Source organism: Mucilaginibacter sediminis, from assembly GCF_051903035.1.
Taxonomy (GTDB): domain Bacteria; phylum Bacteroidota; class Bacteroidia; order Sphingobacteriales; family Sphingobacteriaceae; genus Mucilaginibacter.
The window spans coordinates 6995433-7010473 of record NZ_CP170602.1; the positions used below are offsets into that span (position 1 = coordinate 6995433).

Below are 15041 nucleotides of genomic sequence, written 5' to 3' on the forward strand. Positions count from 1 at the left end.
CACTACTGCTTAACGCCTTTTAAAAAATCCCTCACTTCCATTAATGCAAAACCCAATAAGTTTGGTCCACGCCAGCTGTAAATATCATTTATTCGTTCATCATCCTGCGCCAGGCCAATACCCCAAATGGTATCAACCGGGCTGGCTTCTACCAATACCCTGTCGCCTGTATTTATCAAATATTCGGCGAATTTTGGGTGCTGGTTAAACTTATGGATATTGCCGGTAACAACTATCCCGAACCGTTTTTGTGCCCATATAATTTCGTCGAACCCCAAAACCTGCCGCCCCAGCTCCTTTACCTCGCCGGGGCTGTTGACGGCAATTATTTTTTCGCAGATTTTTGGATTACCAAACAACATGGCTTTGTTGGCCATCATCCAGTGTTCGGCAGTTTTGTAGGTAATGCCATCAACCACAAAGGGCAATTCAAACCATTGGCTAAAACACGATTTATCAATTCCGGCCCGTTTGCTCCGGTGTCCCCAAAAGAACAGGTATTTAATATTGTCGCCGTTTTCAAATTTATCGGTCAGCCATTGCAGGCTATAGTTTTGTTCCATCTTATAAATCCCGTTTTACCAATTCAATTGCCATATCCAAAACCTGTTTAATGGTATTTACAGGCAGCTCTTTCCCTGCATCCAATATCATTATTTTTATCCGCGACCGGTTTTCGAAAGTAAGGCCGGGGTGTTCCATCCGTTTGCCTTCACTGAAACCGATAAAGGGCTGTTGTAGTTTTTTATGCGTCCAGATATAGCAAAACATTTTTCCCTTGTATAAAAAGAAAGGCATATTAAATTTCCAGGCGTTGGTAATATTCTTATCGTGTTGCAGGATGATATCCCTTAAGGCAAGCAAGCTGCTTTTTAGTGGCTCGTCCTCCTCAAGATAAAATTGATCTAATGGCAATAACATATCCTATCTTTTTTAAGAGCCCTTTGTCGCGGTTTAGCTTAAGTAATTTACAGGCGATTGAGTAAATATAATTCTGTTCTTTATCTTACGCCAGGCATCAATAACGATACAAGGAACATTATACTGCAAATTGCTAAAATAAAGTATATGAATTTTCCAATATCGTTAAAAGTACGTTCTTCCTTCAGCACCAGGTTTTGGAACGGTGCGGATAAAATAAGCGTTAAACAAATTAATACCATAAAGCCCGTTGCCAATCGCATGCCTATGAACATATCCTGAGGGCTGTTTTGAACGACTACGCGGTATAACTCCGGGGTTGCGAGCGCATTCCAGATAACTACGATAATAATTACTGCGGGCACTTTCATAGCAAAACCACCTTGCGATTGCAGGCAGTTTATTGTTGTATCAAGGTCAATTGGTAAAGGTTTTTTATTATCTGTAAAGCCTGTCTGCGCTATCTGGCCTATAGTTTCGCGTACGTTGCCTGAAGGTCTAAAAACAACCGGCGTTTTATAATGAGGGACGGTATGATTAATAACCAGGCTGTTTGTAGTAAAGCCACGATTATACGGCTCAATTGATAATACATCAGCGGGCCTGAAATACAGGGTACATAATGGCAGGTTTAAACTGAGTTGGTTTTCGGTAACAGTTAAGGTAGCTAAAGGCCAGGTTGCACTCAGCAGTGCATATCTTGCGCCGCCTGTTTGTTTAAATTGGTAAGTATTCATATGATAAGGCAATGATTGACGCGTACCATAAAGCTAAGTTTTTAATTTGGATTTCGAAATTTTGAACTATTTATCCCGCTTTTGCCTTTCAAGACCGGGGGACGGGGCTTTTACCTTATCTTTGCCCCACAATGATAAAGCAAGCGCTCGAAAACCTTAAGATAACAGCCCTGAACCAGATGCAGGAGGCAGCCATCAACGCGGCCAAAAAAAGCGATGTGATCCTGCTATCGCCAACCGGCTCTGGTAAAACGCTCGGGTTTTTATTGCCTTTGCTGGGTTTGCTGGATGCCAATATCCCCACAGTGCAGGCATTGATTATGGTACCATCGCGTGAACTGGCCTTGCAGATTGAACAGGTTTTCCGGACAATCGGCAGCGGCTTTAAAGTTAACTGCTGCTATGGCGGCCACCCGGTTAAAATTGAGCGCAATAATCTTTCGCAGCCGCCAGCCGTGCTTATAGGTACGCCGGGCCGCATAGCGCATCATTTACGTCGCCACAGTTTTAGTACCGATACGATACATACCCTGATATTGGATGAGTTTGATAAGGCGCTGGAATTTGGTTTCCAGGAGGATATGGCTTTTATTATTAAGCAGATGCCCAATATCAAAAAGCGGATGCTGACATCGGCCACCAAAATGGACGAAATTCCGTCATTTACCGGCATGGTGAGGCCAATTGAATTGGACTACCTGACCAATGCCACCAACAAACCCGACATTAAACAAAAAGCTGTAATAGCCGAAGCCGCCGATAAACTGGATGCCTTATTTGCCTTGATTTGCAAAATAGGCGACCAGGCCACACTGGTTTTCTGCAACCATCGCGAAGCTGTTGAACGTATCAGCGATCTGTTATATGACAGGGGATTACCCCACGATATTTTTCACGGTGGTATGGAGCAGGACGACCGGGAGCGCGCCCTGCTAAAATTCAGAAATGGCAGCCACCGCTTGCTTATCACTACCGACCTGGCGTCGCGCGGGCTGGATATTCCCGAAATTGAGCATGTGGTACATTACCAGCTGCCCCATAACGAAGAAGCTTACCTGCACCGCAACGGCCGCACGGCCCGTATGCACGCCAAAGGCACATCGTACCTGCTATTGGCGCCGGATGAAAAGCCCTCATATTTAAAAGAGATGCCGGAGGTTGAGGAACTGCCCGAACATCCTGTGGTACCCAAGCCATCACCCTGGGCAACGCTTTATGTGGCTGCCGGTAAAAAAGACAAGGTTAATAAAATAGACATTGTTGGTTTGCTGCTAAAAAAAGGCGGGTTGGATAAAGATGATGTAGGCCTGATAGAGGTACTGGATTACACCTCATATGCCGCCGTGAAGCGCAACAAAATTGAAAAAGTTGTACAGCAGATTAAGGGCGAAAAGATTAAAAATAAAAAAGTTAAAATAGACATTTCGATATAATTTAATACCAATAGTATGAGCAATAATGATATCATGAAAAAGCTGCGGGTAGCTATGAAGTTTACCGACGATGATATTGTAAAAGTATTGGAACTTGCCAACTTCCGGATTACCAAAACTGAACTGGGCGCCATTTTCCGTGCCGATGATCACCCCAACTTTAAACCCTGCGGCGACCAGATCCTGCGCAATTTCCTAAATGGCCTTATCATCTACAAACGTGGCCCTATGCCTGATAAGCGCGCACCTAAAACTGAAGAAAAAAAAGAAGAAAAAAAATAATATCGACCTGTTGGCAGTATTGTAATGCAGATCAATATTTTGGAGCATCCGGCTCCGGTTCAACCACTTTGGGGAAAGCCCTGGGTAAGGCGCTTGGTTACCCAGCTTTTGATGGCGATGAATACTTTTGGATGCCATCAGAAACCCCGTTCACCATTAGGCGAAAGCCGGAAGAACGAAATGCCATGCTTAACCTTGATACAGCCCCCCACAAAAACTGGATACTAAGCGGTTCGATAGTCAACTGGAATAATAACTGGGATTTCGACCTCTCGGTATTTTTATATATCCCAAACGCAGTAAGAATGGAAAGGCTCAAAAAACGTGAGTTTGAACGTTATGGCGATAAGATATACACCAACCCGGAACGCGCCGCCTTTTATCATGAATTTTTAGATTGGGCCAACGGCTACGACGATAATACCACCGATGGCCGCACCCTGCAAGTACACCAAAACTGGATGAAAAACCTTAAAAAGCCCTTGTTGCTTATTGAAGGGGATACTACGGTTGATGAACGGGTGGCGGCTGTATTGCGGAGGCTGGAAGAATTGAAATAACTTTCTATGGCATTATGAATTTGATCATGTGCCGGGGAGACTCAAAAAAGGCGGGGAATGTGCGATTCCTTCCTTGGGGAAGGAGGAGGTAGGGGTTAAATCAGGCGTTCAAGTCACTTTACAACTCATCGCGCGTACAAACCCCTCCCTGCCTTTGCGCTCGTGACCATCACACCCCTCCCCGAGGAGGAAATTTTTAAGACCTCATTTCTTCTTCGAACATATCAATAAACAAAAAGAGCGATGATCCTAATCACCGCTCTTTATAAGTCTCATATCTCAAATCTAATATCTCACATCTAAAAAGATTTACCTCAAGTCCACCACTTCAACGCCGGGGTGTGCTTTTGCGTCCCAGCCAAAGGTGCTGTCGGCAACGGGAGCGTTGGGGGTAAAGCTCTTCACAACATAGTTGTATTTGTTGCCGTTTTTATCGAATAAAAGAGCGCTGTAGATCTGTTTTTTGGCTTTATCAACCAATAGGCGCACTTTAAAAATGCTCGCTTTTTCGTTTTCAGGCGTCAGGTCGATAGCCTGGTATGCTTTGCCGGCAATTTTTTGTTCGCCTGTGTAAAGGTATTTGTAGCCCTTTTCATAGATGGTGAAAATTTGTGAAGGATTGCTTAAACCATCACCGCCTTTACCGGCATCGCCCACCTGCACTTCTTTATCTTTTTTAAGGTAAGTCCACTGGCTTTTGCCATCGCTGATGATCTCTTTATCTACATCCTTTGCTGTCGCCGAGCTATATAAGGTAACCTTGTACTTGCCGGCTTTGGCTTTGGATATCAAGGTACCTGTCTGGGTTTCTTTTACCCCGGCCTGCTGGTTATCAAGTGTGAAAGAAAAATCGGCTTTAATAAGATCGTATGATTTGTATTTGGCGCTTACCTGGTTTAATATCACTTTAGCCTGGGCATCTTTCTGGGCAAAAGCATTGGTGCAGATAGTTAGCGCTAATAGGGTATATAAAATTGTTTTTTTCATGTTTGTTTTATCATCAACAACTATTCATGTTAATAGTTATTGGTTTAGAGCATATTTATTGTATTTGGTTTAATCTTTGGCTTTTTGAAGGGTTTCCAGGTAGCGTTCAAGGCTATATTCGTCGGGGTAAAGTACATCACGGGCTTTGCTGCCTTCAAAGGCGCCAACAATACCGGCGGCTTCCAACTGGTCGATAATCCGGCCGGCGCGGTTGTAACCCAGTTTCATTTTACGCTGAATGAGCGATGTTGATCCTTGCTGGTGCAATACAATCAAACGTGCGGCTTCTTCAAACATCGGGTCGCGGTCATCCGGGTCATATTCTTTAGGGCTGCTGGTTTCGCCTTCGCCAAGGTATTCTGGCAGTAACATGGCGGTAGGGTAGCCCTTTTGGTTACCTATAAAATCAGATATGGCCTCAACTTCGGGTGTATCCACAAACGCGCACTGCAGGCGGATAAGGTCGCTACCGGTCGAAAATAACATATCCCCGCGGCCAATCAGCTGGTCGGCGCCGCCTGCATCCAAAATAGTGCGCGAATCTATTTTAGATAGCACCCGGAATGCCAGCCTTGATGGGAAATTGGCCTTAATAGTACCCGTAATAATATTTACCGACGGCCTTTGCGTTGCAATAACCAGGTGTATCCCCACTGCGCGGGCCAGCTGGGCAATACGGGCTATAGGCACTTCTACCTCTTTACCGGCGGTCATCATCAGGTCGGCAAACTCATCAATTACCAGTACGATGAATGGCAGGTAACGGTGCTTTTCGGGATCGCTTATTTTGCGGTTAACGTATTTGGCATTGTACTCTTTCAGGTTACGTACCTGCGCATCCTTCAGCAAGTCATAACGCTGATCCATCTCGATACAAAGCGAGTTGAGGGTGTTTACCACCTTTTTGGTATCGGTAATAATGGCGTCGGCTTCATCGGGCAGCTTGGCCAAAAAGTGCCTTTCTATCTTACGGAAAAGGGTAAGTTCCACCTTCTTGGGGTCAACCAAAACAAATTTAAGCTCGGCGGGGTGTTTTTTGAACAGCAAAGAAACCAATATGGCATTGATACCAACCGATTTACCCTGTCCGGTAGCACCTGCAACCAGCAAGTGGGGCATCTTGGCCAAATCGGCTATAAAAACCTCGTTTGATATGGTTTTACCCAAAGCAATAGGCAAATCCATCGTGGTATTCTGAAACTTCTCGGTCATCAGGATCGACCGCATCGATACCATTTCGGGGTGTTGATTAGGCACCTCGATACCAATAGTTCCCTTACCAGGCATAGGCGCGATGATACGGATACCTAAAGCGGCTAAGCTCAGAGCGATATCATCTTCCAGGTTTTTAATTTTGGAAATGCGGACGCCCGGGGCAGGTATAATTTCGTACAGGGTAACCGTTGGGCCAATGGTGGCTTTTATTTTATCAATCTCGATATTATAATGGTTCAGCGTTTCAACAATTTTGTTTTTGTTGGCTTCCAGCTCTTCGGCATTAACCGAAATTTTGTTTGAACCATGGTTTTCCAGCAAATCGAGGTGCGGAAATTTATAGGTGGCCAGGTCAAGGCGGTGGTCATAAATGCCAAACTGGTTTACAAGTTCCTGCGCTTTTAAATCGTCGGCCTTTTCAACACTTAACTCTGGTAAAGGGCGGTTAACATCAATGGTAAGAGGTAGGCTGTCATCCTCGGTCCCCATCTTGTCGGCGCTGGTAGGTGTTAAAACAATGGGCTCATGATAAAGCGGGGTTTGTTCCAACGGCTGCTGTTTTATAGGTTCGGGCTTAACAACATTAACCGGGCTCAGGGGAATGTCTTTTACACGGTTGCCGCGGGGCCATTCAACAGGCAGGTCAATTTCGTCGTCAATCAGCTCGACAGGCTCGGGTGATACTTCGTCAACAGTTATCGGGGCTACCTTTTTTTCCTTGCGGGATGGTATTTTAAAATCGATGTTATAGGCTATAACCAATACCGTAAGTGCCGCGAATACCAGCAGGCCGCCGGTACCTGCCGGGCCTATCTGGGCGTCAAGTAACCGGTTGCTCCAGTAACCGAATCCACCTTCTAAAAAATGAGGGTAATCTATAATAAACGCGTGAAAATAGCCTATGGCTGTTGAGATGAATACGATACTGAAAATGGAGTAAGCAATTGTTTTAGAGAGCGAAAAAAGCCTTACCTTAAACAACAGGCGATAACCCAAAACAAAAAATATAAACACAAACAGAAACGATGCTACGCCAAACCACTCATAAATAAATTGGTTGCTTAGCAGTGCGCCAAATTTACCCAGCCAGTTTTGCGCAATATGCGGCGTACCGGTATCGGCAATTTCCTGTACGGTTTTGCCGGTGGCCAGGTTATGCCAGCCGCCATTGGTTGTTGAAATATAACTTTGATCTTCCTGCCAGGTAAACAGGTAAGAGGTAAAGGCGATAAGGAAATAAATAGCCAATAGAAGCGAAAATAAGCCCGCTATTTTTACGCCACGCCCATTTTCCATATCAAAGCGGGGCATTTTAGGGAGCAGTTTTTTTGCTTCCTTCTCTTTATCGGCCCTGCCGCCTGGTTGGCGTGGCTGATTATCGTCCTTAAAACTATTTGATTTAAACTGATTTGCTTTTACCGGCATCCTGATGTAACATCCTTTAACTGCAAACTTACATAAAATTTCACCTATGTAAACTTTGCAAAAACAACATATAAATTTTTATCTACTGCCAAGTCAAAAGCATTTAATCGCGGGTCTTTAGCCGAAAGTCATAGGTTCAAAGTCAAAAATGACAATCAAACTTATGGCTTGCGATTAAGTACTTATGACTTAACATTACCCTCATCAATCACCCAAAAAATACTAAGTGTTGAAATATAAAGTTAGCAGATTAAACAAATATTTAGGCGTATTTTTATTTTTTTAGTATAATTGAAACAATGGTGCGCTTTACGTTCAACGCGTAGGTTTTGCCTTTATTTATGTGCAGATAATGAGTATAGAACAGGTTGAAGAGTACATTGCTACTGCCGATTTAACCGGACTGGCACAACTGCTTGCCCAAAATCCGAAGCTGGCCACAACATTAACCAGCCAGCGGGTTTCGCCGCTGATGTTGTCATGCTATTACAAAAAGCCCGGTGTAACCGAGTTGTTGTTAAAATACGCCGGCGAACTTACCATGTTTGAGGCCGCCGCTGCCGGTAAACTGGATTTGATAGCCAACCTTGTTTATGATAGCCCCAACTCGCTTGATGATTATGCCGACGATGGCTTTACGGCCCTTGGGCTGGCCTGCTACTTTGGCCACTATGATGTGGCCCGCTACCTGGTACTAAAAGGGGCCGATGTAAACCGGCCGTCAAACAATGGGTTTCATGTGTATCCCTTACATTCTGCTTGTGCGGGCAACTATACCCAAACAGCCAGGATGCTGATTGAAAACGGGGCCCTTATCAACATAAAACAACAGGCTGGTGCCACCCCGCTGCACTCGGCTGCTCAAAACGGCAACCTGGAACTGTTGATACTATTACTGGAAAACGGCGCCGAAATTAATACCCGCATGGAAGGTGGCAAACTCCCCGCAGATTTGGCCAGGGAAAAAGGTTTTGATGAGATAGCGGAGATATTGGAATAGGGGGGGGGACGTAGAGTCAAGAATCAAGAGTCAAGAATCAAGATGGAAGGGGCTGGATGAGATAATATTAAACATATTTCATTGCCACGCTATCGCTGGCAATGAAATAATTATTGTGAGGGTCTGAAGCCTAAAAAAATCCCAGCCTCACGAGATTTTTAAAACGTCGTAAATCTTTCTCAGACAAATATTCTGTTCATTTTTAAATTCTGAAAATTCTGATTCAGACAAATGCGTAAGGGCTTGGCGCGGATACCGGCCAATGTGGTTAAGGCCTGTGCAGTATGAGCAAAAAGCCCGACCCCAACTTCTACCAGTTGGGGTTACGCCCTGTTACATTAATACACTTTCTTCTTTTTGTTTCACCTGGTTTTTCTGCTTCTCCATTTCCTCAAAATATTTTTTCTTTACAACGGTGGTCATTTTATGGTCGCCGGTGTGGCTCCAGCCGGGTGGCATTACGATGTACAGGAATTTATTTTTGATACCGGGGGCCTTGTACACATCTTTGACTAAAGCAACTATTTCGCCAAAATAGGCATCCAGGAAGCTATTTTTAATCATGGGGCGGCTGATGCCATATTCTATGGGGATGTTGCGGTCTTCGTTTTGGTAGGTGCCAAAAACACGGTCCCATATGGGGAGCAGGTTGCAAAAATTGGTATCCATATAGGTTACGTTGCGGGCGTGGTGCACCCGGTGGTGCGATGGCGTAAGGATAATGTTATTCAGGAAACCCAGGCGGGCATCTTTCATCGCATTTTCGCCAATGTGGATAAAGGTGCCCCAGAAACCATCAATAAACATGATAACGCCCAGCATAACCGGGCTAACGCCTAACAAAATACAAACCGTAGTACGGATAAAATCGGCATACGGAGCCTCTAAAAAGAAATGAGCATTGCTGATGGCGATATTCATGCTTTCGGGCGCGTGGTGAGTGGAGTGCAGGCACCAGAACAACCTTACCTTATGGCCAAAATAGTGGTACAAAAAGTGGGCAAACTCCCAAACAATATAGCCATATATAAACCAATACCAGGTGAACGAGGTTTTGAAAAAGGCATACTTTTCAAACAGCCCTATACAAAGCATCACCATGGCAATTTTAATATACGTGCCGATAAAGGAGTTTAAAACGAACGAAAAAAACGACAGCTTATAATGGATAACATTAAAACGTTTATAAAACGCCCCGCGAATAATCTCAAGCAGCAACAAAAAAGGCATGATGGGGAATAGCATAGCCTGGAAACCTTCGTAGGTAAGCAGCCTGCTATAATTGCCCGATTTAATGATGTCGGTTAAGCTGCCCCAGCTGCCCCAGCCAAAAAAGCCTTTGAAAAGATCAAGTATGGAATTGAAAAAAGTACTCATCTGAATTTTTATAATTGGTATAACCGGCAGGTTAATGTATATACATTACAATATTATAAAAATAGATTTGTAAAATGAAAAGATTTGAGTGTTCTGTAATGTAACAATTGGCGTGTGGTGCGGAGTTTAATAAACAAAGGCTTCCATGTGCTGTACGTATTCTTCAAACTCCAGCAGGAAATTGGCATCCTGCTCAAAGTACCTGGCCTTTTCGTAATCTTTGCCGGCAAACAGTTTAATGGAGTCATAGGAATCCCACTTGGTAACCGTCCAGAAATGGCAAACGTCGCCGTCTGTTTTTCGCCATATTTCGGCAGATAGGTTGCCTTTTATGTTTTTGTATTCGGCGATGCCGGTATCTTCAACATATTTAAGGTATATGTCGGCATCGGTGGCTTTTGTACGGCCGTGCCAGATACGTGTTATCACTTTTTTCATAATCTATTAACGCCGGCTTTAAAAGTTTGTTTAAGCGGCCAATTTGATTTGACGTGTTCATTTAAAACAGAATGGATATGTGGATGTTATTTGCTCAGTGATATAAATTAAAAAACGCCCCCAAAGGCGTGGCGTAAAAACACAATTATGAATGTTTATCAACAAAAATGGCTAACGGTATTGCACCACACCAACTTACCCGGATGGAAAATTGAGGCACAGGGAGATGATATTTTTATTGAAATGCCCCACGTTACCGATCTGAAACTAATAAGGGATAATCTGCCCGAAACACTGGCTTTAATGTCGTTAGACATCTCCGGGCCTAAAGAAAGGTTGAAATTTATTATTCACAATGGTTATGAGCAGTTTGATTACCTGCTAAACCCCGGGAAAGCCGATTTATAAGGAACCTATTAACTAATTTCACATTAGGTGAACGTATTTAATTAACAATCAGTCATTAGCTTTTAGTTTCTGTATAAAGAGTGAACATGCGGTAACGGCCTTTTATGATTGAAAATGGGGGAGGCCGTTTCAGGTACTTTGTATAACCAACAAAGTGTGTGTACCACCTGGCAATGAAACACCCTGGCACACCCTGGTACGGGGTGGTACGGGCTGAAACACCCTGGTACGGGGTGGTACACTTTTAATGATGTGAAACTAACTGATATAGAACATATAATTAAAACTTTGCTTGCTGTAGTGAAATAGCTGCCAAATGGGTTTTCCTGCACTTTGAAGATGGCAAATATGTGAAAACTTTAGTGCGAGATAACACAACCTGGCCGGCGCCGGTAAAAAAAATGCGTTCCGTATCTCACCCCGGAACGCACCACATAAATGTGTCAACTAAACCTCGGATCTCAGCTTATGATCCCCAAGCTCTTTACTGCGAAACCGGTTTTATATCACTCATTTCTCAGGGTCTTCACCGGGTTTGCTTTTGCCGCTTTTATTGCCTGGAAACTTATTGTTACAAGTGCAATAATTATGGCAGCTAAGCCGCCTGCGGCAAGTAACCACCAACTAATGCTAATGCGGTAAGCATAAGCTTGTAACCATTGGTGCATGTAATACCATGCTATGGGGGCCGCAACAGCAAAAGCAATTGTAATGAGTATGACAAATTCTTTCGAAAACAAATAAACTATACTGCCCGAGGTAGCACCAAGTATTTTACGGATGCCAACTTCTTTTATGCGCTGCACCGTCATAAATGAGGCTAAACCATATAATCCCAAACAGCTAAGGAATATGGCAATGGCAGCAAAAATTTTGTACAAAGCGGCCAACTGGTTTTCCTGTTTATAAAAACCTGCAATTTTATCATCCAAAAACTTGTATTCATAAACAAAATCGGGAATTGACTTCTCAAATATTTGTTTAACAGATTGCATCGTCGAAAAAATATTTGTCGTTTTAAGTTTTATGCCTACCTGGTTATACATGGTGCCGTTTGTAGCAACAAGTAATGGCGCAAGGCCATGCCGAAAAGACCTGTCGTTAAAATCTTTTAACACACCAACAACCGGACACTTGATAACACCATCCCAAATGCTGATTTCTTTATTCAATATATCTTCGGGGTTTTTAAGCCCCAAGCTTTTCACAAGCGATTCATTCACCAGGAATTCTCGGGTAGTCATGGAAGGCTGCAAATTTCTTCCCGCTATTAATTGTAACTTATACACCGGAATATACCCTTCGTCTGCAAATTTGGTGATAGCCTTAAAGTCCGATTCTTTAATTGAATGGTTAAACTTTATAGTACTCCAGGTATCGTTATTATTTTCAATGGGCGTATTTGAACTGTAACTCACGGCCTGCACGCCGTTTATCGCTAATAACTGGTTCCTCAGGTAATCATACCTGCTCATGCGAAGACTATCTATGCGGAACGGAATATTTACAACGGCATCTTTATCAAAACCTAAGGGTTGATCCATAAAATAGTTCATTTGCCTTACAATGATGATTGTGCCAATGATGAGTGCCTGTGCAATAATGAATTGAAATACCACCAATCCTCTGCGTAGCGAAATTCCGTTTGCGCTATTGGTTGAAAGTTTACTCTTTAAAGCATTAACCGGACTAAAACGCGATAAAATAACAGCCGGGTAAAAACCTGCCAGCGCGGTTACAACAATGGTTATTGCGAAAAGAAATAAAATGATTGCAGGATTGCTAAATATATTGAACGAAAGCGAAAGCTCTAAAAGCCGGCTTACAGCAGAAACTGCAAAAAATGTAATAACTGCTGCAAGTATTACAGCGCCAGCAACTATCAAAAATGTTTCTACGATGAACTGAATTTGTAGTTGGGGTTTACTGCTTCCCAAAACTTTTCGTACGCCAATCTCCTTTGCCCGGTTAACAGCTTGCGCGGTAGAAAGGTTGATGAAATTTACGCAGGCAATTGACAAAATGAACGCCGCAATAAGCCACAATACATTAAGTAGCTGACGACTGATTGACTTATTGCTGTAATTAGCTACCTGGGTATCATAATGTACAGCGTTTAAAGGCTGTATTATTTGAATATCCTTGTTAACGGTTGATTTAACCTTTTTTGAATATGCGCTCAGCTGCTGATTGAAATTACCGGCAGCAACATTCGGCGGTAATAAAATATAGCAACCAAAATCGGCTACCGTTCTGTCCCAGTCGGTTGATTTGGCCAAATAATCTCCGGTAAACCCTGTTCCAAAACTAACCACAAGTTTTAGCTGAAAGTCGGAATTTGCAGGAATTGTTGCCAGGATGCCCGAAACTTTTAATACATCGGTGCCGTGCTCAAACATAAACCCCCCCATTTGCAGTTTAATAGATTTGCCTATTGCCGTTTTCCAGTCGCCAAAATATTTTTCGGCGGTCTCTTTTGTGAGCAATACGTTGTTCGGATCTTTTAACGATTCATAAGAACCTGCAAGCAGCGGAAAATCAAATATTTTAAAGAAAGAAGGCTGTGTATAAAATAGCCCCCGTTCCTCTTTAAATACTTTTACCGTAGTTCCGTTATTATCAGGTATCAATAACTGATCATTTTGGCTTGCAAAAATTGGCGCTACCTGTTCTACCTGGGTAAAAGCAGTCTTCAATCCCAGTGGTAGTGGAAACGGGAGGTCTTTTCCATATGATATATTTCCTGCGTCCTGGTGATGATATTCGGTTAGCACACGGTAGATGCGATCTTTTTTGGAGTGAAAAGCATCGAAGCTTGTATGGTATTGTATAATGATAAAAATCATCATACAAACGGCAATGCCAACAGCCATGCCAATAATATTAATAGCCGCGTAGCTTTTATTGCGCGTAAGATTGCGCCAGGCTATTTTAAAATAATTTTTGAACATATAATTGCGATTTAATTTGTGAGTAGACCACGTAGGTGTGGTTTCCTGGAACGAAATTACCTTCGCAAAGCGGGGCGAACGCCCCAAACTATAAGATGGGCCTTCTTTTTTTTGATGATTTTTATATTCAGCCGGGCTTTTCCCGGTTATTTGTTTAAAGGTGCGGTTAAAAGTAGTTTTAGAATTGAAGCCCGATTCAAAAGCAATACCCAGCAGCGTAATATGATCATAAGCCGGGTTTTGCATTTTTTGAACAACAGCTGCAACGCGATACTCACCAATGAAATCGTTGAAGCTTTTCTTGAGTGCAGTATTGATGATGCGCGATAACTCATGAGGGCTCAGCTCAAGCTTTTCGGCCAGCGAAGTTAGGCTTAGATCAGGGTCCTGGTAATACAGGCCTGCTTGCACGGCTTTTTTTAGCCAGGTACCCCTTTGCTTCATTTCGGCAGGAAGCGGTGCGCTGAACAACGCGGGCGACTCGGCCGGTACACTTGTTTCCTGCCTGAAAAAAGCGACTGCCGACAGCCAGATGGTCATTACCGCTAATAAGAAATACAGAGGATAATAGGCATGTATACCTAACTGATGATGATAATAAAAATAATCTATGGCGATATAAGGCACCCACAATAGCCATAACAGGCCAAAAATGGTTAGCAAGCGATACAGCCACCGCAGCTGGTACCGGTAACGATCGTTCACCGTATTAAATTCCAGCTGTTGGTAAAAACGTTCAATCAGCCTGAAAGAGAGGTATAAGTATACGGTGACAGATATAAACGCGGACAGGTCCAATACCGGGCTCAGTTGCCGAAAGATCAGTGTATCATAAGTGGCGCCTCCCGTCGTGATGCTCTCCATAATCTCCAATACCCAAACGGCCAGTTGCAACAACCATGGGCTAAAATGCAGCAGATTCTTCCAGCGGAATTGATATTCCGGCCGGGTTACTTTAAGCACATAAAAATAGATGAAGGGGCCAAGCGTGATGGAAAATTGCAGCGGTAACCAGCTCCACCGGGGGAAATAGCTATCCAGCCTGATGTCAATGCCCAATACCCAGGCCATCCACAAAACGATAGTTGCCAGGGCCAGGCCAATAAACCGGTTTGCAGCCCGGTTCACTCCTTTGGCAAACCATAACTGCAGGCTAAAAGTTAGCCCAATAAAAATGGCTCCCAGGAAAACCAGGTCGAACAAGCTGATATGGAATGTGTATGGATTCAAATGAAGTATTTAAACTCAATCGTTGTTCCAAACTTATAACTTATTGATAATATAAAGATTATATAAAATGCAATATA

At 43.3% G+C, this 15041-nt stretch carries 13 protein-coding genes; 5 read left to right on the forward strand and 8 right to left on the reverse strand.

Going from position 1 to position 15041, the window contains the following annotated elements; genetic code table 11:
* Window positions 1–2: 2 nt before the first annotated feature.
* The 3 genes from ACFGVS_RS29215 to ACFGVS_RS29225 form a co-directional block, all read right to left on the reverse strand.
* Window positions 3–563: an NADAR family protein gene (locus tag ACFGVS_RS29215; RefSeq protein WP_439696645.1), complete on the reverse strand. Its 561-nt coding sequence runs from the start codon at window positions 561–563 to the stop codon at window positions 3–5.
* 1 nt (window position 564) lies between these two features.
* Window positions 565–921 (reverse strand): DUF1801 domain-containing protein, encoded by a 357-nt coding sequence (locus ACFGVS_RS29220; RefSeq protein WP_439696646.1) that lies wholly within the window; start codon window positions 919–921, stop codon window positions 565–567.
* Window positions 922–1001: 80 nt separating this feature from the next.
* Entirely contained in the window at window positions 1002–1658 is a 657-nt protein-coding gene (locus tag ACFGVS_RS29225) for a hypothetical protein (RefSeq protein ID WP_439696647.1), read from the reverse strand.
* 131 nt (window positions 1659–1789) lie between these two features.
* Here ACFGVS_RS29225 and ACFGVS_RS29230 point away from each other — a divergent pair, with 131 nt between their 5' ends.
* From ACFGVS_RS29230 to ACFGVS_RS29240, 3 genes are read left to right on the forward strand one after another with little or no spacing between them, the layout of a single operon-like run.
* Entirely contained in the window at window positions 1790–3091 is a 1302-nt protein-coding gene (locus tag ACFGVS_RS29230) for a DEAD/DEAH box helicase (protein WP_439696648.1), read from the forward strand.
* Window positions 3092–3106: 15 nt separating this feature from the next.
* Window positions 3107–3373: a DUF1456 family protein gene (locus tag ACFGVS_RS29235; protein WP_439696649.1), complete on the forward strand. Its 267-nt coding sequence runs from the start codon at window positions 3107–3109 to the stop codon at window positions 3371–3373.
* Window positions 3373–3933, forward strand: a complete 561-nt coding sequence (locus ACFGVS_RS29240; RefSeq protein ID WP_439699272.1) for an AAA family ATPase — start codon at window positions 3373–3375, stop codon at window positions 3931–3933. Before ACFGVS_RS29235 ends, ACFGVS_RS29240 begins: the two co-directional genes overlap by 1 nt.
* A gap of 309 nt (window positions 3934–4242) precedes the next feature.
* Here the strand turns inward: ACFGVS_RS29240 and ACFGVS_RS29245 are convergent, their stop codons facing one another.
* Window positions 4243–4920, reverse strand: coding sequence for a LolA family protein (locus ACFGVS_RS29245; protein WP_439696650.1), 678 nt, complete (start codon window positions 4918–4920; stop codon window positions 4243–4245).
* A 69-nt stretch (window positions 4921–4989) separates the two neighbouring features.
* A complete protein-coding gene (locus ACFGVS_RS29250) occupies window positions 4990–7560 on the reverse strand; it encodes a DNA translocase FtsK 4TM domain-containing protein (protein ID WP_439696651.1) in 2571 nt (856 codons plus the stop codon).
* Between the two features lie 352 nt (window positions 7561–7912).
* On the opposite strand from ACFGVS_RS29250, the gene ACFGVS_RS29255 reads away from it, so the two are divergent.
* Complete coding sequence (locus tag ACFGVS_RS29255; RefSeq protein WP_439696652.1) at window positions 7913–8560, forward strand: ankyrin repeat domain-containing protein; 648 nt, start codon at window positions 7913–7915, stop codon at window positions 8558–8560.
* A gap of 333 nt (window positions 8561–8893) precedes the next feature.
* On the opposite strand, the gene ACFGVS_RS29260 is transcribed toward ACFGVS_RS29255, so the two are convergent.
* Window positions 8894–9937 (reverse strand): sterol desaturase family protein, encoded by a 1044-nt coding sequence (locus tag ACFGVS_RS29260; protein WP_439696653.1) that lies wholly within the window; start codon window positions 9935–9937, stop codon window positions 8894–8896.
* 126 nt (window positions 9938–10063) lie between these two features.
* Window positions 10064–10375, reverse strand: a complete 312-nt coding sequence (locus tag ACFGVS_RS29265; RefSeq protein WP_439696654.1) for a hypothetical protein — start codon at window positions 10373–10375, stop codon at window positions 10064–10066.
* 147 nt (window positions 10376–10522) lie between these two features.
* On the opposite strand from ACFGVS_RS29265, the gene ACFGVS_RS29270 reads away from it, so the two are divergent.
* Window positions 10523–10783, forward strand: coding sequence for a hypothetical protein (locus ACFGVS_RS29270; RefSeq protein ID WP_439696655.1), 261 nt, complete (start codon window positions 10523–10525; stop codon window positions 10781–10783).
* A 506-nt stretch (window positions 10784–11289) separates the two neighbouring features.
* Here the strand turns inward: ACFGVS_RS29270 and ACFGVS_RS29275 are convergent.
* Window positions 11290–14964, reverse strand: a complete 3675-nt coding sequence (locus tag ACFGVS_RS29275; RefSeq protein WP_439696656.1) for an ABC transporter permease — start codon at window positions 14962–14964, stop codon at window positions 11290–11292.
* Window positions 14965–15041 lie beyond the last annotated feature (77 nt).